The organism is Nostoc cf. commune SO-36 (assembly GCF_023734775.1).
GTDB classification, from domain to species: domain Bacteria; phylum Cyanobacteriota; class Cyanobacteriia; order Cyanobacteriales; family Nostocaceae; genus Nostoc; species Nostoc commune_A.
Genome location: NZ_AP025732.1, coordinates 4,051,168 through 4,073,850, shown reverse-complemented (window position 1 = coordinate 4,073,850; position 22,683 = coordinate 4,051,168). Strand labels below are relative to the sequence as shown.

Genomic DNA, 22,683 nt, shown 5'->3' with positions numbered 1-22,683 from the left:
AATAAAAAATAATTTAGCACGTAAGTATAAACTGAAATAGCTCAAGATTTCTTAATTATGTATATTCATTTTTTTACCAGAATAGATCAAGATTATTTTTGTATACTTTGTTTTTTTGTTAAAAATTTATTGATTTTATAAAGACTTAATAAAATAGGTATTTTGTATTAGACTTCTGGCAACAATCCAAATCAGGGCAGAAGGAAGCACAGAGACATACCCAGAAAAGCCTGAGTTAAGTAGAAAAGAACAAAGCACAAACAAATTATAGATAATTATGCAAATCAAAGATGAGCAATACTCTAGTCTTAAGGTAACAATTAGTACTTAGGGGCATTAACTGCCCCACAGAATCGACCCTAAGTAATTTACTCAGTATGCCCCGTTGTTTTTGGGCAAAATGACCACATCAACAGTTTTCAAAATTATCCATAAATCAAGCCAGAAATTCCTAAATTTGACATAATGCAGGTCTATTTGGACTCGTCGAGGGTAGGGAATGTCATTACGCCCAGATACCTGCCACAAACCAGTAATTCCTGGACGGATTGTTAAAATCTCATCAATGTGATAACCATATTTTGGCAGTTCTTCTGTTACCAAGGGTCGGGGGCCGACTACACTCATGTCCCCTTTTAAAACGTTCCAGAACTGGGGAAATTCGTCTAAGCTAGTAATTCGCAAAAATCGACCAATTTTGGTAATCCGGGGGTCTTGTTTCAGCTTAAAACTGCTCTCAAATTCTTGTCGCAATTCGGGCGATGTTTCCATCATTTGCATGAGGATTTCGTCTGCATTGCTTACCATTGTTCGGAATTTAATACAATTAAACGCTTTGTAATTTTTCCCTACCCGTTCCTGGATATAAAAAATTGGCCCTTCTGAGCTAAAGGCAATCAGCAAGGTCAAAATTAAGTAGATGGGGAAGAACAAAATTAATACCGACAGCGAAAACACTATATCGAACAGTCGTTTGGCAAACTCTCCGTTTAAACCCTGAAAAGATGAACCTTTGGGCTTAACTTTTGGCGTCTTTGTTTTTTGACCGCGTTTTAAGAAACGCGTAGACGAGCTAGTGTCTTGCCTAACGCCTCGCTTGCCGGAGAGGAGTGAGCTCTGGGCAGTCATCATACTCCTTTATAATCCACACCACACATAGTCCCAATATTAAAGCCAAAATGAGGTGCTTCTGGTGAAAATTGCCAAAAGCCTAAAAAAATAAGACGTTAATTAAGACCATCATTGCAAAAATGGTCTTTTTTCGTTGCATTTGTTTACAAAATCTAAATAACGATCGGCAAAAATTTGCGGTGAGAACTGCTCGGCGTGCGATCGCATATACTCGGAACTGAAGGAACCTTGATAAACTTCAAACTTTTCTACTGCCTCCACTAAAGCCGTCTCTGTTTGTGTTTTGAAAAATATACCTGTCCCTGTATCCACACAAGAGCGGATATCTCGCACACTTTCTAAAGCACCCCCTGCACCATAAGCAATTACTGGCGTACCGCAAGCCTGTGCTTCTACTAAGGACAATACCAAAATCTTCACAAGCTGCATATACAAACACCTTAACCCTAGACATATATTTTTTAACCACATTATCGGGTTGCCACCCAGTATTTGAATATTGGAGTTTGCCATCTCCCTAATCTTGTTCATTTCATCTCCTGTACCAATGACTACTAATGGTCGTTTTAGTTGATTAAAAGCCTTGACAATCAACGATATTTGCTTATAACTCACTAACCGGGAAACTGTCAGGTAAAAATCCTCTTTTTCAGAGAGAAACGGAAATTCCGCAATATTCACTGGTGGATAAATGACTGTAGCTTCTCGTCGATAGCAACGCCAAATCCGCCGAGCTGTATACTGCGAGTTGGCAATGAAGTAATCAACACGATTGGCACTCAATACATCCCACTGGCGCAAACGATGTAATAAATATCGCGTTACCCACCCAGGTACGCCACTACCTAGTTTGCTGTAGCGCAGATAATCAAAGGTTAAGTCCCAGGCATAGCGCATAGGGCTATGACAGTAGCAAATATGCATCTGTTCGGGAGTGGTAAGGATTCCTTTGGCAACAGCGTGGGATGAAGACAGAATTACATCATAATGCCGCAAATCAAGTTGTTCAATTGCCAAGGGCCACAAAGGCAAGTATTTTTGTACACCGTTCCGGGCATAAGGAAAGTTTTGGAGAAACGTCTTGCCAATCTGACGTTTGTATAAATAACTTTCAGGATTGCTGGATTCAAAATCGATGAGAGCATACAAATCAGCATCAATGTGATTCAAAATTTCTCGGACAACGAGTTCTGAACCACCGGTGGCTTTGGGTGTCAGCCACTCATGAACCAGAGCATATTTCAAGGGCACAGATAACTTGAATAAATGGAAAATACAAAGACCAACTTGATGACGTTAACTGAAAAGTTTCCCTTTGTGATTAATTTACGGTAAGCGCCCAGATTAGCACATAGGACGAATCTTTTCCTCTGAGGTTCCAGATGGATGCTGCAACCTGATAATCTCAAAGTGGGGAGTGGAGAATGGGGAGTGGGGAATGGGGAATACCAATAGTAGTTATTCTTCCCCTGCCTCCCCTGCTTTATTACCTACTCCCGAACCCCCTACTCCCTTGCCGACAACTGATATAAAAAGGGTGAATTTATGCGAATTCTGATTATAGAGGTGGTACTCGGTTCATTGGTGTGTATTTGACTCAGCTACTAGTGGAACAAGGACACGAGGTGGTGCTGTTCAATCGTGGGAATCGACCTGCACCTTCTTTACAGGGAGTAGGACAAATTATAGGCGATCGCACAGATGCTACTCAATTAAAAGCAAAGTTATCACAAGAAAACTTTGATGTCATTTTTGACAATAACGGGCGGGAACTTACTGATACTCAACCACTAGCAGAGATTTTTCAAGACCGAGTGCAACATTTTGTGTACATGAGTTCTGCGGGAGTGTATCTCAAATCTGACCAATTGCCTCATGTAGAAGGCGATCCAGTAGATCCCAAAAGTCGTCATAAAGGTAAACATGAAACAGAAGCTTATTTGACTCAATTGGGATTACCCTTTACCTCTATTCGTCCTACTTATATTTACGGGCCTCGTAATTATAATGAGTTGGAGGGCTGGTTTTTTGACAGAATTGTGCGCGATCGCCCCATTCCTATCCCCGGAAATGGCTTGCATATCACTCAGCTAGGTCATGTAAAAGACTTAGCACAAGCAATGACTAAGATTTTGGGTAATGAACAAGCCATAAAACAGATTTATAATATCTCTGGCGATCGCTTTGTCACTTTTGATGGTTTAGCCCGTGCTAGTGCTGTAGCTGCTGGCAAATCGCCCGATGCTGTAAAAATCGTCCACTACGACCCGAAAAAGTTTGATTTCGGCAAACGCAAAGCTTTTCCGATGCGGGTACAGCATTTCTTTGCTTCGGTGAATAGAGCGCAAACAGAATTAAATTGGCATCCTGAATATGATTTGATTTCTGGGTTACAAGATTCTCTGGAAAATGACTATTTGGCTAATGCAAAAGATAAAGCTGATGTTGATTTTTCTGTAGATGAGGAGATTTTACAAGCGTTGTGAGTGCATCAGGCTGGGCGAATAAGACTCGCCCGTTTCACTTAAGTTGACTTGATGCGATCGCATTTTCATAAATCATCAGGGTTAACGCCTAACTCTCGCAGTTGTGCTGCTAATCTGTTAGCACGTTGACTTTCTCGTTCTAGTTTTTCTAGCGGCGTGGGAAGCCAATTCCCAGATGCATCATACCAACGTAGCCACAATCGCTCAATTCCTTGGTAAGAACCTTGCCAAAGTCCTAAGCCCAGTTCTAAACCCGGCATCCACGCCCGTGAAGTACTCAAGTCCAATTCGCTGTAACTATCTGCAACTAATTGAAATACTTGGAGTTTGTCAGTGTAGCGGTCAAAAACAATGTAGTAAGGAACTCGCAAAATCCGCTCATAAACTTCCCATTTGGTCGGTGGTTGGTTAATCTCCCGCAGAGTTTGTCCTAAGTCTTCTTTTTCAGTGCCAGGAGAAAGCAATTCTACCACTACAAAAGGAGCAACCCCTTCTTGCCAGATAACATAACTCAGACGCAAGTTTTGCTGTTCGTAGAGACGCGAAACTCCCACAGCAGCAAACCAGTCTGGGCGTTTGTACCATAGTGTATGCCGGAGGTCATAGTAAAGGTTTAAGTCATTGGCAACAAATACTTCCTCTGCTGGATAGTTAGGTGGACAGAAGGTTTCGCGCAGAAGTTGGGGCTGAAAAAGGTGAAATTCGTCAGGCAAACCAGAGTCCTCCGGGTATTCACTGGGAAGATCATACATGGTTGGCAGGGTTTCTTTGGGAGAGAGAGGCGGGTCTGTTTGATACATAAGGCGAATCCTGACCGACTAATTTTAAGTTAACGGATCGCAGTAAAGGTTGAGTCAAAATTAAAAATATTTTCTTCTACCTGGGGAAGACGCGATAAATTGCATCTTTAGTCTTTACTGAAACAGGAATGAAAATTTTCTTTATTAGTCAGGCAAACGTTTTTTAGAATTGCCTGAAGGCTACTGAAACTAGTTTCTGTAAATACTATTGTTGATTGATAAAATGAGCCAGGTTTTGCAATATCCACTTTACAATGTTCTAGAGTCTCGTGCCCGCTTGGGTGAAAGCCCCATCTGGGATTCTACCCAAAACTTACTGTACTGGATTGATATTCACAACCATCGTGTACATCAGTTCAATCCGGCTACGGGGAAAGACTTGTTTTTTGATGTGGGAGATGTAGTAGGTGCGATCGCAACAGCAGGTAAAGATAGATTAATTATGGCACTGCGTCATCATCTGGCATTCCTCAACACCCAGACAGGTGAAGTTACTCCCATTTTAGAAATTGAAGCAAATCTGCCAGATAACCGTTTTAATGATGGCAAATGTGACCCCCAAGGCCGCTTTTGGATTGGCTCAATGTGTTCTTTAGAAAAACCCCAGGCTAGTCTCTATCGTTATGATGCTGATGGTTCATTGCAGATCATGGAAACGGGATTGACTATCTCTAATGGTTTGGGGTGGAGTCCCGATCAAAAAACGTTTTATTTGAGTGATTCTCCTCAACAAAAAATATATGCTTACGACTTTAATTCAGTAACAGGTAGCATTACTAATCGCCGGATTTTTGTTGATTTAACTCATGAATCTTTCTATCCAGATGGGTTGACGATAGATAGTCAAGGAAATATTTGGTCAGCGATGTGGGATGGATGGTGTGTGATTCGTTTCAACCCCAAGGGTGAAGAGATATTGCGGATAAAATTACCTGTGCAAGTGCCAACTAGTTGCACTTTTGGCGGCGAAGATTTACAAACACTCTACATTACTACTGCTTCAGTTGGACTTAGCCAAGGGGAGATAGAAAAAAGTTTCTATTCAGGTGATTTGTTTGCTCTCCAAACTGATGTTAGCGGATTACCTAGCTATGATTTTGAGAAATAAAGTAGTAGCTGTGTCAAAGTGAGGCGCTAAATTACTTCTCATATTTGTTCAACTCGACTCTTTATTTGTTTGTGAATTCTAAAAATTCCGAGTTTTGAACTTTTGATCTTGAAGTTCCGGGTTCAAAAGTGCAACTTCCGAGTTCAGAGGCTCAACTTCCGAGTTCAGAGGCTCAACTTCCGAGTTCAAAGGTGCAACTTCCGAGTTCAGAGGCTCAACTTTCGAGTTCAAAGGCTCAACTTCCGAGTTCAGAGGCTCAACTTCCGAGTTCAGAGGCTCAACTTCCGAGTTCAAAGGCTCAACTTTCGAGTTCAGAGGCTCAACTTCCGAGTTCAGAGGCTCAACTTTCGAGTTCAGAGGCTCAACTTCCGAGTTCAGAGGCTCAACTTCCGAGTTCTAAAGGACTTCCAAATAAAAAAATATCGATACAATGCAGGTTATTTGATTTCTCCTTGAACTTAAAGGTGTATTTTTCCTAGTTACGATACTATATTGCCGTTTCATTAGTGCTAACTTTTTGCGGCAAAAGATAAATACCCCCAGAAATTAAAGTCAAGGCAACAGAAATCCAAAAGGCAATCAGAGAGGGACTTTGCCATACTTCAGGTAGTGGTGCAATCAGAAGTGCGATCGCAACTATTTGACTAACAGTTTTGAGTTTACCCCAAATATTCGCCCCAGTAATTGTCGTTTGATTTACCCGCCAACCAGCGATCGCTAATTCCCGCGCTAAAATCAAAAACACTCCCCAAGCTGGCACTTTTCCTAATTCAATAAAAACCAGCAACGGCGCAAGTACCAAAAGTTTATCCACTAAAGGATCGAGAAATTTACCCAATTCACTAATTTGGTTGAGTTTTCGCGCCAAATAGCCGTCTAACCAATCAGTCAATGCAGCAACGAGAAAAATCGACAAACATATCCACTGAGCTTGAGGTGTGGGATTATATAAACCATAAAGCAGAAATGGTATCCCCAATAGGCGAGAGAAGGTAATCCAGTTGGGTATAGTCATAATAATTCGTAATGGGCTTCGCCCCGCTTCGCTAACGTAATTTGTAATTCGTAATTCATAAATCAAACTTCAAAATTAACGACTGTAAAGCAACAAGCAGCGAGGCAAATATGCAAAATCTATGCAGATTAGTGTATCTGAGTGTGCCTGCGTGGGAAAATCTGTTTTCTGTAGCTCTCTTAAAACAATACTATGACTGAACACACAGACAACCAATTCCGCATCGAACGCGATTCGATGGGCGATCGCCAAATTGCTAGTAGCGTTTATTACGGTATCCAAACGCTACGAGCAATCGAAAACTTTCCCATTAGCGGCATCAAGCCTTTACCTACTTACGTAGATGCTGGATTAATAATCAAAAAAGCTACAGCAATTGTGAATGGAGAACTAGATTGCATTCCTCAAGATATTAGTCAGGCGATTGTGCAAGCAACTGATGAAATCCTGGCTGGGAAGTTCCGGGATCAATTTGTTGTGGATGTTTATCAGGCAGGTGCTGGAACATCCCACCACATGAATATCAACGAAGTTCTGGCAAATCGCGCCTTAGAAATTCTGGGTGAAGAAAAGGGGAATTATAAACGCGTTAGTCCTAACGATCACGTTAATTATGGACAGTCTACCAATGATGTGATTCCTACTGCAATTCGGATTGGTGGATTATTGGCATTATCCAAGACATTACACCCAGCAATAGATGGTGCGATCGCATCCTTAGAAAACAAAGCGGTAGAATTTCAAGATATCGTCAAATCTGGCAGAACCCACTTACAAGATGCCGTCCCCGTGCGTTTGGGTGAGAATTTTCGGGCTTGGGCGCACATTCTTACAGAACACCAAAACCGGATTTACACCGCCTCTGGAGATTTGATGGTGTTGGGTTTGGGAGGTAGTGCAGCCGGAACCGGGTTAAATACTCATCCTCTATATCGCGCCCGTGTAGTAGAAGTTCTCTCAGAATTGATTGATACTCCTTTAGAACCTGCGCCCCATCTCATGGCAGCCATGCAAAGTATGGCGCCATTTGTAAATGTTTCCGGTGCTTTACGCAACTTGGCTCAGGATTTAGTCAAAATATCTCATGATTTGCGGCTGATGGATTCGGGGCCAAAAACAGGCTTGAAAGAAATTCAACTCCCCCCAGTGCAACCCGGTTCCTCGATTATGCCAGGAAAATATAACCCAGTTATGGCAGAGATGACATCAATGGTGTGTTTTCAGGTGATGGGCTACGACAGTGCGATCGCATTAGCCGCCCAAGCCGGACAATTAGAATTAAATGTGATGATGCCGCTAATCGCCTATAACCTGATTCACAGCATCGAAATTCTCGGTAATACCATCGCTGTCCTTACAGAACGCTGTATTGAAGGAATCACAGCAAACCAGGAACGTTGTTTAGCTTATGCAGAAGGTAGTTTAGCCTTAGTAACCGCGTTAAATACCCACATCGGTTATTTAAATGCCGCAGATGTCGCCAAAGAATCTTTAGAAACTGGTAAATCTTTACGGCAAATTGTCTTAGAACGCGGATTGATGAATGAGGCAGAATTAGCCACAGTGTTAAATCTAGAACAGATGAGTGGTATCTTACCTCTGAGTCGAGAATCAAAGCAGATCGATTAGTGTCAATTTTTTTAACGTAGACGCAAAGCGGCTTGCCGCAGGCTACCACAGAGGCACAGAGTACACAGAGAGAAAAATAAAAAGGAACGATTAACTGATCAAAAAACCTCTCATGACTCTGCGTTCTCTGCGGTTCGTTTTTGGCTTTGTGGTTACGGCAGAGGTTAAGCTAGTACGCGAGATTTTAGAGAATTGGTATAAATAGGAAGATAAAAGAATATCTTCATTACTGGTAATTTATTATCCATGCAGACTCAAAAATCATCTGTCAGTCTCATTCGGGCTACATCCTACGAACAAGAGGCTTTACGAGAATCTTTAGTCACACTGCTGGAACCTTTTGGAGGAATGGCAGCGTTTGTAAAAAAGGCGATCGCGTTTTACTCAAACCTAATCTACTTACAGGCTCGCGTCCTGGTAAAGAGTGTATCACCCGTGCCGAACTAGTTTACGAAGTTGCCCAGATGGTAATTGAGGTTGGCGGTAAGCCATTTTTGGGCGATAGTCCTGCTTTTGGTAGTGCCAAAGGCGTAGCAGTGGCAAATGGCTATCTGCCTATTTTAGAAGAACTGAATCTTCCCATCATCGATTTTCAGGGTCAGCGTTACCAAACCATTAGCGACAATTTTAACCATCTGCGACTGTCAAAAGAAGCAATGGAAGCAGACGTAGTGATTAACCTACCGAAAGTAAAATCACACATGCAGCTAACATTAACACTGGGCGTAAAAAACTTATTTGGTTGCGTCCCCGGCAAAATGAAAGCTTGGTGGCACATGGAAGCCGGAAAAGATGCGAATAGATTTGGTGAAATGTTAGTAGAAACTGCTAGGGCTATTAACCCTAACTTAACCATATTAGATGGCATCATCGGTCATGAAGGAAATGGCCCTAGTAATGGTGAACCTCGCCAACTGGGAATTTTAGCAGCCGCATCAGATATATTTGCGTTAGATCGGGCAATGGTAGAAATCCTCAATGTTCCTCCTGAACAAGTTCCTACAGTTGCAGCTTCCCAAAGGCTAGGGGTTTGTCCAGAACTTGCTGACATAGAGTTTCCGCATTTAAATCCTGACTTATTAAGAATAGAAGATTGGCGACTACCAGACAAGTTAATGCCCATTGATTTTGGTATGCCCCGCGTCATTAAGTCTACGTTTAAACATCTTTACACCCGATTTATCAAGGAACCAATGAGTGTTTATGGAAAGTAAAGACGCGATTAATCACGTCTGTAGGGAGTGAGAGAGATGAGTGCGACAAGGAGAGTAAGCATGCCCAATCCTCAATTCCCAATCCCCAATTTAATGCAAACTTCGTTACAGCAATTTCATTTATTAGCAGAGTAATCTGTAATTACCCTCCGATTGCTTAACAAGACCGCCCTATGATAGTTAGTGGCGGTTTTTTTAGTTAATTAATTTGTTATGTAGGATACAATTTTTTGTATTTTATCTGGATTGATCCAAAAAATTATACGGATTTAGAATTTGAAAATTGAGATTGGGTATTTGATTCAAATGTGAGCAAAGTCTGGCGATAACACTCTACACATACACACCATTCTCTAAAACATTTTTTACTCTATCTATATATAGATTGACAAAATTACTGTGATATTGAACAGATTTGAAAATTCCAATTCTTAAATATTTGTTTAGTGTTATCACTGAATTCATGCTGTACAACACAGTTACTGTATCTGTATTTATTCGGTAGTTATGATTGGTTACAAAAATCATTACTAGCCATTTATTCTGGATCATCAAATATTTGTGTGTATAACTACCGTATAACAATAAAAGCACTGGTAGATATTCAGTGCAATTGCGGTTTTGTGTCCTGTATCACAAATTAGCAATTATAGTAAAATAACCTTATCAAAGGCTTTACAGAATGATATAATCATGAAGTATCGAACAAGTACATTTTGCTAATTAATTTTTAAGCAGCGAAAAAATGTAATTTATGATGCTGTTAAAGTTGGCTTTACCTACTGGAGCCGTTACACCATACAGGGAAACATCTGAAAATATTAATCACAAAATAAAACATGATTTGTTTACTTGTAGCTTGGTATTAATAATTTCATGTATAAAAACGCTCTTCTGACAGTTGCACAACTGGTTTAGCTTGTGGAATGATACACATTCTACAGTTTAAAAATAGCTAAAATAGCATCAACACTCTCATTCAGAGAGTAGACCTATACAGTGTTACGAAAAAACTTCAATTTTGTATGAATTCAAATAGCCAGTCTGCCAATGCCGACACATATTCCCAACGTTTGGCAGATATTGTGGGAACTGCGATCGCTCTGTTAACTCTCATTCTACCTGTATTTGTCATCGCCCATTATTCTTCAGCTAATGTTGAAAATAACCAGCAACCCCTGATCCAAAACCTACAAGGAAGTAAAGATTGATAAAGCTTTCTAGTAGCATCTCCCTAATAGGAGAGCTGTAAGAAACGAGAAAACTGATTTTGATGCAATCTCTAGAGATTTTGGATCGAGTTTATCAGGAATAAGCTGAATCTGTGTTGTGTGACTCCAGATTTAACTTGTCTTGACACAATAAGGGTGAAAAATCCCCATAACAGTAATTAAGGGCGGAGGATATCCATAATACCCTCTTGGAAAAAGCGTTGCGAGGAAGCTTGCAACGCTTTTTCTATTTTTTGCTAATACCTTGGGAAGAGAGTCATATTGCCCTAAAATTCTACACGGGGAGCAAAGCTGACTGAGTGCCCCCATAATTGAGTTATCAGAGGAGTTTTTTGTGGACTTATCTCGTATTCCAGCCCAACCGAAACCCGGTCTAATCAACGTTCTGGTTGAAATTGTTGGTGGAAGTAAAAATAAATACGAATACGACAAGGAACTAGAAGCTTTTGCTCTAGACCGAGTACTTTATTCCTCGGTAAAATATCCTTATGATTACGGCTTTGTACCAAATACTTTGGCTGATGATGGCGATCCCCTAGATGGTATGGTCATAATTGACGAGCCAACCTTTCCAGGCTGTGTGATTGCCGCACGACCGATTGGCTTTTTGGAGATGATTGACGGTGGCGATCGCGATGAAAAAATCCTTTGTGTTCCTGACAAAGATCCGCGCTACACTCAGGTCAAATCCCTGAATGACATAGCGCCACACCGCTTAGATGAAATTGCCGAATTTTTCCGTAGTTATAAAAATTTGGAAAAAAAGGTAACTGAAATTCTCGGTTGGCAAGATGTAGACAAGGTTGCAGCTTTAGTTGAAAAATCCGTCAAAGCTTATAGAGGATAATAGAGTAGTTAAAGAGTTAAGAGTTAGGAGTTAAGAGTTATGAATTTTTATTTCTTACTCCTCCCTCCTAACTTCTAACTTTTGCTTCTTACGGATTTTAAAATCTGCCACCAACCCCGAACCAGAATGCAGCGTACTCTCCTTTTGGCAAAAATTCATAACTGCACCCTCACGGGGGCAAATATCAACTACGTGGGTAGTATCAGCATTGATGAAATCCTTTTAGACAAAGCTGGTATCTTACCTTATGAGCAAGTGCAAGTAGTTAATAGTGCCAACGGTCAGCGCTTTATTACTTATGCGATCCCGGCTCCAGCCCATTCAGGAATAATTGAGCTAAATGGGGGTGCGGCACGTCTAGGCATTATTGGCGATCGCTTGATTATAATGACTTACGGGCAGTTTACTCCAGAAGAGTTAAAAAGTTACTCTCCGACGGTAGTAATTGTGGACGAAAAAAACAGGTTATTGGAAGTGCGGCGCTACGATGACCTGCTTAGTAAGGTCTAATTTCAAGGAAAATGTCAAATTTTGAGTTGTCGGATTCCCAAAGCTACATACCTGAAAAATCAGCTACCCTGCCAAATAGTCCAGCAGATAAATTTCTTGTGCAATTTTGGGGTGTAAGAGGTTTGATTCCCACCCCAAGTAGCAACACCAATCGTTATGGTGGTAATACCGCTTGTCTAGAAATGCAGGTAGCTGGGAAACGCTTGATTTTTGATGGCGGTACTGGCTTACGTATATTAGGTAAAACTTGGCAAGAACTGCAACAGCCAATACAAGCCCATTTATTTTTTACCAACTGCCAATCAAACAGAATCCAAGGTTTTCCCTTTTTTGCTCCCGCATTTATTGGGGAAAATTGCTTTCATATTTATGGCACAGCTGCCTCAAATGGAGCATCAATCAAAACAGTGTCTGTATGACCAGATGCTCCAGCCCCACTTTCCTTACCCTTTACAGGTAATGCAGTCGGAGTTGCAGTTTTATAATCTGGCTCCAGACAATGACGTAAAGCTAGATGATGTCACCATTACAACTGCATTAATTAATCAAACTCAGCGGTCAGTTGGCTACCGAGTGACTTGGCAAGAGTATAGTGTTGCTTATGTCACGGATTTGCATCAGAATGCCGATCAAGTGGAGCGAGAGCAGATTTTACAGTTCATCAAAGGCGTTGATTTGCTGATTGCTAATGCAACTTACACTCCTCCTACTTCTCACAACCATGACTCTGCTGATTTGCTTTGGCAAGCTGGGGTGAATGCGGCTCTGAATGCTGGAGTTAAACGGCTAGCCATTTCTCATCATCACCCAGATGATCATGATGATTTTCTTGACCAGGTTCAAGTTGATATTAAATCTGCTTTTCCTCAAGCGATACTAGCTCATGAAGGTTTAGTATTAAATGTTGCTAAGTAATTTAGACATATTTGATATAACACGCAGTAATGGCACAGCAATGCTGTGCCACACAATTAAAATCGGCTATATTGTCCCCTACGAAGCATTTTGCAACTCAGCTGTGCGGATTGAAAACTGCTGTGTCTGATTACCTCGTTGCACTTTCACCTGTAATACTTGACCAAGACGACTGTCTTCGACAACATTCTGCAATTGTTCAGCACTGGTAATAGGTTTACCATCAACTTGAAGAATTACATCCCCGCGCCGGATACCCGCAGATGCTGCTGGAGAGTTGGGGACAACTCGCATGACAAAAACACCATTAATTTCTGGTATCTGAATCGGAGAGTTGGGATCAGTGTTATTTTGCTTGGCAAGATCGGGTGTCAAAGTTAGCATTTGCACACCTAGATAGGGGTGAGCAACTTTGCCATCACGTTGAAGTTGTGCAGCGATCGCTTTGGCTTTATCGATGGGAATGGCAAACCCAATACCCATTGCATCAGGGCGAATTGCTGTATTAATCCCAATCACTTCACCTTGACCATTTAATAGTGGCCCGCCAGAGTTTCCTGGGTTAATGGCGGCATCTGTCTGAATGAAGTCTAAGCGTTTGTCACTAATGCCGACTTGAGCGCTAGAACGTTTGAGGGTGCTGACAATTCCCAAGGTAACGGTATTATCAAACCCTAAAGGATTACCAACTGCGATCGCCCAGTCTCCTACTTGGACATTACTGGAAGAACCCAAGGGCGCGACTGGCAAATCGTTACCAGCATTAATTTTGACTACTGCTAAATCTGTGACTTCATCAATCCCTTGAACTTTTCCTTCAAAGGTACGACCATCTTTGAGTCGGACTGTTACTTTATCAGCCTTATCGACGACATGAGCATTAGTCAGAACTAACCCACTCTTGTCAAGAATAAAACCTGAGCCTAAACCGCGTAACTGCTCAGAAGGAATCTGTTGGGAGAAACCTTCACCAAAAAATCGGCGGAAAAAAGGGTCTTCCATAAATGGATCGACGCGACGAGTAATTGTCCGCTCAGTATCAATGCGGACAACTGCTGAACCAACACGATTTACTGCTGCTGTGACAAAGCTAGTGCTACCGATCGCAGCAGATGGAGATTGCCGTTGGGCAATTAGGTTTGAACTATCTCCAGCAGTTACTGTGGGTGCTGGTTCGGCTTGGGAAGGTAACACCTGCAATGTGCTAACTGTTAGCAGAACTCCTAGCGCGATCGCTAAAACATGAGTACCGAGTTGACGGAAAGACCGAGATAATTTGGGAAATCGCATAATCACAACCTAATTTATAAGCCTAATTGTTGCTTAGTCGTGACAAATCTATTTACAGTTATTTTTATTCTAGGTTTCGCCTGTTTCCACTCTTGTGGTTAGGGCATTTTACGAACTGCCTGTAATCAACTTAATAGAAAATTTAACCCAAAAGCTATTATAGACATTTACCCTTTACAAGTTCGGTTTTTACCCATCAATAAAACTTTTGGATTGCTCATAAGATTAGTCCGCTCTCTGTTCTAACTGTAGACTATCGATGAACTAACTTTTGTATAAGATTTCATTCCGACTAGCTGCGCCTAGCTGGGGTAAAGAGTTTACCGCCGAGTGGGGAGTGAGGGCAACAGGAACGGTGGGAGGTTGTTGTAATTGTTTGACAACACTTTGTAAGAGTTGGTCTTGTTCAGTCCGCAAACCCCAGACATTTGTCCCACGGTTGATAATAGCAAACCAAACCAAACCGCGATCGCGTGTGGGCATTACTCCCGCTAAAGCGCTGACATCCCGGAGAGTACCAGTTTTGATCACAGTAGCCAGAGGAATATGTCTAGCGTGCAGTGTCCCCCGGTGATCAAAACCAGACATGGGGAACAAGTCAGCGAGATTCAGTTGATGGGCGGCTGCCTCACCTTGAATAGCCATCAACATGGCACAAGCGGCTCTGGGGGAAATGCGATTTTCCGGCCCCAGTCCAGAACCATTGATTAACTGAATTTCTACTTGTGGCACTCTAGCAAGGCTGGCGGCGGTTGATTGGACTACACCTGCTCCCCCGACTGAATCTGCCAGCATCTCTGCCATATCGTTGTTACTGTAAACGTTCATCTCCTTGATTAGTTGCTTCAAGGGCAATGAGCGATGACGCACTAACAAAACTTGTTGAGGGTTTGGTTGCGCCTCAACTTTCACCCCGCCTGCAATTACAACTTGAGGCTTGGGTGTTCCCTTGGGCATGGTTGAGTGTATATAAATCGCAGGGCGACCCCAAGTTGCACGATTTAGTGTTTGTTTGAGCATCACACCCGCCAGCATCGGCTGACGTTGGAAATTCATGGCAAAATTGCCAGTAATGATCAAATTTCCCTTTACTTGCTTAATGCCCATTTGATTGAGAGTATTACCGAGAGCGATCGCTTCTTCCCAAACAAACAAAGGATCGCCACGGCCAGCAACGACCAAATCGCCCTGTACAACTCCATTTACCACTGGGCCAGTCGCACTCACCAAAGTATCAAATTGGTAATCTGGCCCCCAAGTTTTCAAGGCAACTAATGAAGTTGCAATTTTGGTTAAAGAAGCAGCCGGTAGCGGAGTTGTACCTTGGTGATTTGCCATCAGCATCGGCCCCGACTGCATCCAAATCCCCTGACTCTCAGCCAGATTTTGCCCCACCACCTTTGATGTTATGAGCTTTTTTAGATATCCCTGCACCGTAGTTGCCCCAGTTGGATTTGGATCAGGGGCAAGAACTAAGCCAGGACTACTTTGCCAAGTTAGAGCATCTAAGGCATCTAGAGGCTTGATTTGTACCCCAGCCATTTCCAGCCAAAGTGACACCAAACCTGAACCCAATAATTCCAGCATTTTTTATTCCTCTGTTGGGATTTGAGATGTTGTTTACTGTGCCAATATACAAGTTTTTTTACAACAATCAGTATTGAGCCATAATAATTGGGGAAAAGGTTAAAGGTTAAAGGTTTTTTCTTTCCCCTTTTCCCGACTTATGCAAGATACTTACTTTCTTTCTGGATGCGCTACATCCTCTGGTGAAGGAGTACCATTCTGGTTAATTGTGGCAATCATTTGATACAAGCGCCCCAAGTCGCGTTGATTGAAGTACAAAGTGAGACGGGGTAGTCCAAAAGTTTCATCTTGGGATTCTTGAGCTAATGCCTGACTTTTTTCAATTCTTCCTTGAATCAGGATGTCGCTAAAATCTGCATTGAGTTGCTCTACAAGCGCGTCTGATATATCTGTCTTCAGGCGGATGACTAACTTATTGCTTACATAGCGGCTGGAGTGATAAACCTGGTAAAAACTAGTAATGGCATCACAAGCCACATCCAAGTTATCTGTCACCGTATAAAGGTTGGGATCTTCAGGACTGACAAGACCATTTTGCACTAATTGCTTATCAATATATTCGCTCCAAGAGCGCCAGTAATCACCACCAGGGTGGTCAATTAAAACTAGAGGTAGTGGGCCAAATTTACCAGTCTGGCTTAATGTCATACATTCAAAAGCTTCATCTTGAGTCCCAAAGCCTCCAGGAAACAAAGCTACAGCATCACTTTCTTTGAGGAGAAACAACTTGCGGGTAAAGAAATATTTGAAGTTAATTAGCTTGGGATCACCTTCTATAAAGGGGTTTGCTTCTTGTTCAAAGGGTAACTGAATGTTTAATCCAAAAGAATTTTCTCGCCCAGCACCTTCATGACCCGCCTGCATGATTCCACCACCACCGCCAGTCATGACCATAAATCCTAATTGAGAAATAGCACGACCAAACTCAAGGGCCATTTGGTAATCTGGTGTATCTGGCGCTAGACGAGCAGAACCGAAGATGGTGACTTTGCGAACGTGTCGGTAATCATAAAAAAGCTGGAAACCGCGTTCCATATCTGCTAAGGCAGCCGACAATATTTTCCAATCGAGACGCTCAATTTCGGTATCAGCTAGACGAATAATAGTAGCAAGTGCTTGCTGAATAAATTGCCGATTTTTTAATGTCGGTAAACGAACGATCAATTCAGCGATATCCGCCTGTAAAGACTCTAATGTGTCAAACGACGCAGATGAGGTCATGAGAACTGCTGCAACAATGGCACTATATTTTACGTGAACTACTCACACTCTAGCAAGCAAGATATCGGCTTGTGATGTACAGTTAGCATACTCAGAGCGGGCTTTGAGGTAGTATTCATCACTGCTCAAGCTCAGATGCCCATCTTTTGAGATTGGAACTCGGAAGTTGGTGTTCGGAACTCGGAAGTTCGTGTTCGGAACTCGGAAGTTGGTGTTCGGAACTCGGAAGTTCGTGTTCGGAACTTGGAAGTTCGTGTTCGGAACTCGGAAGTTCGTGTTTTGCGTGAGCTCGACGAACCTCTCTCTGCCTTGAGTTTTAGTTCAAGTCTGTCCCTCCTCTAATACGGTTCGGTTAAACCCAAAAAATAAAAATGTGTAGGTTGGGTTGAGGAACGAAACCCAACATTTTGCGGGGTTTGTTGGGTTTCACTTCGTTCAACCCAACCTACAAATATTCTCGGAAGTTCGTGTTTTCTGTGAGTTCGACGAACCTCTCCCTGCCTTAAACTAAAGTTCAAGTCTGTCCCTCTCCGAGTCGGAGAGGGACGGTTTTGCGTAGTAAAACCAGGGAGAGGTCTTTTCTTTCATTGAACTAATTAGTTATGTACTGATTCTCCCCTGTTCCTTTGCTTCCAACTCTTCTGAACTCAGCCCCAACTGTTGCTTTAAGGCTTCTGGCACATTGATTGCTGTATCCAGCCCTTTTACATCATCCCATTTTGTATTTTCATCCCAGCGGATATCTCCATAAAATTCATCACTGAGGTATGAGCCACTAAGGTTTGCGCGAGTGAGGTTTGCGCGAGTGAGGTCTGCGCCACTAAGGTCTGCGCGGAGGATTTGTGCTTGGCTAAGGTCTGCACCACTAAGGTTTGCGCGAGTGAGGTTTGCGCGGCTGAGGTCTGCGCCACTGAGATTTGCGTCGCTGAGGTCTGCGTCGCTGAGGTTTACGCGGGCGAGGTATGTGTGGGCGAGGTATGTGCGGCTGAGGTTTGCGTCGCTGAGGTTTGCGTCGCTGAGGTTTGCGCCGCTGAGGTTTGCGCCGCTGAGAAATTGTCCAACTACACTATTAAAAGTTCCAAGCTGAATGCAATCACTGTAGTTGATGATGCGAAACAGTTGGGCTGTCCAAGAATTTTTATTTGGTTGACCAGACGGATAGAAGATAATCTGTTTTTTGAGATCATCTCGCTCTTGAACATAGCGGTGCAACTCCAAGAGCAAAATCATCACATTCAACCCTGCATAAATATCTACCTGACGCTGACCTAGCTCTTGAATTCCATACTTTTGCAACTGTCGCAGCTTTTTCTGAGGTAAAGTCTCTTCAGCAGAGTCAATAAATTTTCCCTTACACCAGTTAACGTAAAACTTTTCTAAGCGCTTAAATAACTGCTCCCAAGGGAAATCTTGATTTTCAGTCAGCAACCCCATCAAATATTCCACAATTTCTGGTGTGAGTCTGCCAAAACCCAGCAAATCATAAATTTGCCAATTCATTTGGGCTTCGGAAATAACTAATTGTCTTTCATCTTCTGCTTTATAGTATTTTGTCCAATCTTTCAAACGTACTTTTAGACGTTCAGCAAAGAGAAATTCGCCAAAACTCTTATGAAAAAACTCAACTCCACCCTCTTGTTTATCAGCAGGACGAATGTAAAAAGCAGCTAAAGCTGTTTTGAGAGCTTCGTTACCCAGTTTTTCTTTAGCTTTTTCAATTAAAGCTTTTGCTGTTTCGTCATCTTGTAAACGGGCTTCTAACATTGACATGGAAGCAAATTCGCCTCCCGACTGCACAACGCAAACAGCCGCTTCTGTGAGAATACGTTTTAAATCTTCGGGTTTCTGTTTGGTTAACTCAATATTTAAATTAGTCCCATCCTTTTTAGAACGCTGTTTTGTCAGTACCCAGTTTAAAGCCTCCTGATAAATTACAATTTTGGCTGTGCTATGGTTTGCTTGCTCTAATTTATCAATTGCCAATTTCCCATCTCGATACATTGCGGCTAACAAATAAAGTAAGAGCGGCTCTTGGGCTAAATTTTTCACCTCAGATGGACATTTATCACCTTGTAAAAACTGCCCAAAGGCTGCGGTTCTTCCTTTATTGGCTAGTAATTCTTCCCACTTCTCTAACCATTTTTGTTGGAGTTGTCCATCCATTTCGACAATTTCCACCCGCTCTAAATTGCGAGGCAAGTCAGGGATACCTTGTAAAGACATCGACCTACCAGTAATTAACACCCGATGTCCCATATTAGGGTAATCTTTACAATCTTCCTGAAATCCAGAAAGTTGTTTGATAAATTTTTCTAGATTGAGGTCGTTTCTAGCCTTAATATGCAATTCATCAAACCCATCAAGGATAAACAAGAAACCGGTGTTTTTATTCGTCAACCAGTTTTCATCGCTTTGAATAAAGCTAATTTTCAGTTCTGCTTTTAAAGTTTTTGCTAAACTCGATTCAAAGGAGTCTAGATCCCGTAAGCGAACCAAAATTGGTGTCCAAATGGGATGCAAATGCTGCCGCACCCAATCAGAAAACATCCGACAGAAGACACTTTTGCCACTTCCTGGGCTTCCTTGAACAAACATCACTTGTTCTAAGTTATTTGGATTGAGCAGATTTTCTTTAGCCCACGTTTCTAAATCTAAGGAATTTACTTTTTCATCTATATCGCCATTTTTATCTACAGGTTTGGCTTTTAAAGGTACGTAAATATCTTTAAATGAAAAACTCTCATCAAAAACTTTTTCTAAAGGCTTACCAGCAATATGATCTTTTAGGTATTCATCAATACTAGAGAACTTCTGCTGTTCTTTCTGCCATTCTCCAAAGGAAGGTTGAATTATATTTTTGATGGCATCCCCTGATTCTATCCAGGCTTGAATTATGTAGCGGTGAGTATTCCAAGCTACTCGTTGCGTCAAAATATTAGCATGAGCATTGGGGATGTTTGCTGCTGCTAACCGCGCTAATAAAACTTGATTAAATGCTTTAGCTAATTCTGATTCGTGGAAACAGGCTATAGCATTGCTGGCATTTTGATAATCTAATTCAATATCATTTAGTTTTTCTAGTTCTTTGGTTAGTGCTTTATTAATATTGAGGTCACTATTCAATTTAATAGATGGGTATAAAGATAAAATTTCTTGGATACTTTCTAAATAAGCTACTTGACTAACTATAAATATACAGTCTACTAAAGAAGGATCTTGCTTGGTTACGTCGCGGGAATACTTTAGCAAGGCTATTCCAAGCGGCACGAATGGCAAACCCGCACCCACCACCTGCGCTAAAGGTGAACACAACACATCTAGTAGTGAAGATGAGTTTTGTAATAGAGGTTTCAATAGTTCTAGGCTGGCACCTTGTTCTTTAAAGGTATTTGCCGCTTCTAAAACTGCCTTGCCAGTCTTCCTTGCCCCCTCATCTCAATTCAACCCCAATTCTTCCTTCAACGCCGGAGGCATATTAACTGCTGTCTCTAATCCCCGCACATCTTCCCACTGCTGCTTTTTACCCCAGGTCATTTTTTCCATATTGGCATCGCTGAGGTCAGCACCACCCAGAATGGCGTAACTTAGGTCACTATGGCTGAGATCCGCACCATTGAGGATAGCACCACTGAGGTTACTGCCACTGAGGTTAGCACTGTTAAGGTTGGCATAACTGAAGTCTGTACCGAAAAGAATAGCGTCGGTGAGGTCGGCACCACTGAGGTCGGCTTCGTTGAGAATCACACCACTCAGGTCGGCTTCGTTGAGAATTACCCGACTAAGGTCTACACCGCTAAGGTCGGCGCCTAAAAACATTGCACCGTTAAGTCTGGCATTGTTAAGTTTGGCCCCATTAAGTTTGGCATAGCTCAGGTCTGCGGCAACAAGAATGGCATTACTAAGGTTGGTACTGAAAAGAATTGTGTCACTAAGGTTAGTACCGTTGAGGATGGCGTGACTCAAATCAGCACCACTGAGGTCGGCACGACAGAGGTCAGCATGGTTAAGATTAGTGTTGCGGAGGTTGGCTTCACTCAGATTCGCACCGAAAAGGATGGCGTTACTTAAGTCAGCATGGCTAAGGTTGGTGCTGCTGAGGTCGGCGCGGTTGAGGTCGGCATGGCTGACGTCGGCGCGGCTGAGGTTGGTGCTGCTGAGGTCGGCGCGGTTGAGGTCGGCGCGGCTAAGGTTGGCACAACTAAGGTTAGCACCACTGAGGTTGGTGCTGCTGAGGTCGGCGCGGCTGAGGTTGGCACCGCTAAGGTTGGCACCGCTAAGGTTGGCATCCCCCAAGTTAGCACCGCTAAGGTTGGCACCACTGAAGTTGACACCAGTTAAGTTGGCATCGCCGAGATAAGCAAAGCTTAGGTTAGCACCGCTAAAGTCTGCCCCGGTGAGGTTGGCATCACCCAGGTAAGCATTCTGAAAGTTGCCCCCTTTGAGGAATTGCCCAACTATGCTGCTAAAGTTGCCAATTTCCAGTGCATCACTATAGTTGATGATCCGCAGTAATTGGGATGTGAAAAAATTGTCTGTGTCTGGTTGTGCGGATGGATAGAAGGTGATTTTTTGTTTGAGTTCATCTCGCTCTTGGGCGTAGCGGTGTAACTCTAACAGTAAAATTAGTACGTTTAACCCTGTATATATGTCTACTTGTCTCAACCCGATCGCAATATTTTCTGCTGCTAGTTTTAATCTGGTTTTCTGAGGCAGGTTATTATCTGGTGTCCCATCGATAAATTCTCCCTGACACCAGCGACGATAAAAATCTTCTAGCCGCCAGAAAAGCAGTTCTAGGCGAATTTTCTTATTTGTCACAACCAATTCTATTAATTGGTGAACTATTTCTGGTTTCAGGGCACTATTACCCAATAATTCGTAAATCTCTTCATGCATCTGGCGATCGCATATTTTAAAGCAAAACCCAGAAGCGACAATGCCCGATGTCTGATTATCTATCTTAGAAGTCAAACCGTTGACTGGTATTGTCCATTTTTCTAAGCTTTTTTGCAGTGTTGGCGAGTATAAATACTCCTGCAAATTATCTTGAGCAAATTTAACACTTTTGTCTGCTTTAATACTTTTTCCTAAAGGTAAAACTGCTTCAGTTTCTAGCGATGTGGTCTTTGGCATCTCTTGCAACCTTGTACCCCTCACATAATTTCTCAGCAGCAGCCAGACTTGAGATAAATATGTTGACATTTCTGTGTCCGTTGTTACATTTAAATTACTGTTTTTGATAATCCGGAATTAAAAGTTTTCTATGCTAGTTTGCTTCTCATTGTCAAGGACAAATAGTATAAATAAATACTATAGTCAAAAAATCATGAGTTGGCGATGCTACGCCGGACTACTGTGAATTTGCCAACGGCGTTCCGAAAAGGCGGCTTCTCATGATGTAGATAAAGTGTTAACTGAAAAATTCTCTTAAAAATAAAGTAATTTCCATACCTTGGTTAATTTGTTATACTTTTTTTCCAATAAATTTCCTCGTCTGATGTAAAAATAATACTTACTGTTTATTGGAGAAAGAATTGTTAGGGAAAATCCTACACTAAAACAACACAACAAAGCTAATAGGCAATTAAATTGAAGCCAAAGTTTGCTGCTTAATATAACGCAACTGAAAGAATCGGCAGAGTGCAGGCTGTATAGCTTTGCAAAAGTTATAAATTTACTACGGGATAGTTATCGGGAA

General features: G+C 42.1%; 15 protein-coding genes and 3 pseudogenes. 8 read left to right on the top strand and 10 right to left on the bottom strand.

The window, feature by feature from the left end; all coding sequences use genetic code 11:
- Positions 1-372 precede the first annotated feature (372 nt).
- Entirely contained in the window at positions 373-1,128 is a 756-nt protein-coding gene (locus tag ANSO36C_RS18380; protein ID WP_251960365.1) for a sugar transferase, read from the bottom strand.
- Positions 1,129-1,239: 111 nt separating this feature from the next.
- Entirely contained in the window at positions 1,240-2,382 is a 1,143-nt protein-coding gene (locus tag ANSO36C_RS18375) for a glycosyltransferase (RefSeq protein WP_251955708.1), read from the bottom strand.
- 294 nt (positions 2,383-2,676) lie between these two features.
- On the opposite strand from ANSO36C_RS18375, the pseudogene ANSO36C_RS18370 reads away from it, so the two are divergent.
- Positions 2,677-3,617 (top strand): annotated as a pseudogene (locus ANSO36C_RS18370) (NAD-dependent epimerase/dehydratase family protein).
- Positions 3,618-3,682: 65 nt separating this feature from the next.
- On the opposite strand, the gene ANSO36C_RS18365 reads toward ANSO36C_RS18370, so the two are convergent.
- A complete protein-coding gene (locus tag ANSO36C_RS18365) occupies positions 3,683-4,417 on the bottom strand; it encodes a Uma2 family endonuclease (protein WP_251955707.1) in 735 nt (244 codons plus the stop codon).
- A 223-nt stretch (positions 4,418-4,640) separates the two neighbouring features.
- Between ANSO36C_RS18365 and ANSO36C_RS18360 the strand changes: the two genes are divergently transcribed.
- Positions 4,641-5,525, top strand: coding sequence for an SMP-30/gluconolactonase/LRE family protein (locus ANSO36C_RS18360; protein ID WP_251955706.1), 885 nt, complete (start codon positions 4,641-4,643; stop codon positions 5,523-5,525).
- Positions 5,526-5,603: 78 nt separating this feature from the next.
- Here the strand turns inward: ANSO36C_RS18360 and ANSO36C_RS18355 are convergent, their stop codons facing one another.
- Positions 5,604-5,819: a hypothetical protein gene (locus ANSO36C_RS18355; protein WP_251955705.1), complete on the bottom strand. Its 216-nt coding sequence runs from the start codon at positions 5,817-5,819 to the stop codon at positions 5,604-5,606.
- A 193-nt stretch (positions 5,820-6,012) separates the two neighbouring features.
- Positions 6,013-6,540, bottom strand: a complete 528-nt coding sequence (pgsA, locus tag ANSO36C_RS18350) for a CDP-diacylglycerol--glycerol-3-phosphate 3-phosphatidyltransferase (protein ID WP_251955704.1) — start codon at positions 6,538-6,540, stop codon at positions 6,013-6,015.
- A gap of 192 nt (positions 6,541-6,732) precedes the next feature.
- Between pgsA and ANSO36C_RS18345 the strand changes: the two genes are divergently transcribed.
- From ANSO36C_RS18345 to ANSO36C_RS18320, 6 genes and pseudogenes are all read left to right on the top strand, one after another.
- Positions 6,733-8,169: an aspartate ammonia-lyase gene (locus ANSO36C_RS18345; protein WP_251955703.1), complete on the top strand. Its 1,437-nt coding sequence runs from the start codon at positions 6,733-6,735 to the stop codon at positions 8,167-8,169.
- A gap of 246 nt (positions 8,170-8,415) precedes the next feature.
- Positions 8,416-9,383, top strand: a pseudogene (locus tag ANSO36C_RS18340) (DUF362 domain-containing protein).
- Between the two features lie 1,025 nt (positions 9,384-10,408).
- Positions 10,409-10,594, top strand: coding sequence for a hypothetical protein (locus tag ANSO36C_RS18335; protein WP_190940600.1), 186 nt, complete (start codon positions 10,409-10,411; stop codon positions 10,592-10,594).
- 355 nt (positions 10,595-10,949) lie between these two features.
- Entirely contained in the window at positions 10,950-11,462 is a 513-nt protein-coding gene (locus tag ANSO36C_RS18330; RefSeq protein WP_190940619.1) for an inorganic diphosphatase, read from the top strand.
- Between the two features lie 126 nt (positions 11,463-11,588).
- Complete coding sequence (panD, locus tag ANSO36C_RS18325; protein WP_251955702.1) at positions 11,589-11,972, top strand: aspartate 1-decarboxylase; 384 nt, start codon at positions 11,589-11,591, stop codon at positions 11,970-11,972.
- An 11-nt stretch (positions 11,973-11,983) separates the two neighbouring features.
- Positions 11,984-12,887 (top strand): annotated as a pseudogene (locus ANSO36C_RS18320) (MBL fold metallo-hydrolase).
- A gap of 78 nt (positions 12,888-12,965) precedes the next feature.
- Here the strand turns inward: ANSO36C_RS18320 and ANSO36C_RS18315 are convergent.
- The 5 genes from ANSO36C_RS18315 to ANSO36C_RS18295 all read right to left on the bottom strand — a co-directional run bounded on the left by ANSO36C_RS18315 (position 12,966) and on the right by ANSO36C_RS18295 (position 22,187).
- A complete protein-coding gene (locus ANSO36C_RS18315) occupies positions 12,966-14,177 on the bottom strand; it encodes an HhoA/HhoB/HtrA family serine endopeptidase (RefSeq protein WP_251955701.1) in 1,212 nt (403 codons plus the stop codon).
- A 264-nt stretch (positions 14,178-14,441) separates the two neighbouring features.
- Positions 14,442-15,764, bottom strand: coding sequence for a D-alanyl-D-alanine carboxypeptidase (locus ANSO36C_RS18310; RefSeq protein WP_251955700.1), 1,323 nt, complete (start codon positions 15,762-15,764; stop codon positions 14,442-14,444).
- A gap of 150 nt (positions 15,765-15,914) precedes the next feature.
- Positions 15,915-16,985 (bottom strand): LOG family protein, encoded by a 1,071-nt coding sequence (locus ANSO36C_RS18305; RefSeq protein WP_251955699.1) that lies wholly within the window; start codon positions 16,983-16,985, stop codon positions 15,915-15,917.
- Between the two features lie 600 nt (positions 16,986-17,585).
- Complete coding sequence (locus ANSO36C_RS18300) at positions 17,586-20,339, bottom strand: NACHT domain-containing protein (protein WP_251955698.1); 2,754 nt, start codon at positions 20,337-20,339, stop codon at positions 17,586-17,588.
- Positions 20,340-20,420: 81 nt separating this feature from the next.
- A complete protein-coding gene (locus tag ANSO36C_RS18295; RefSeq protein WP_251955697.1) occupies positions 20,421-22,187 on the bottom strand; it encodes a pentapeptide repeat-containing protein in 1,767 nt (588 codons plus the stop codon).
- Positions 22,188-22,683 lie beyond the last annotated feature (496 nt).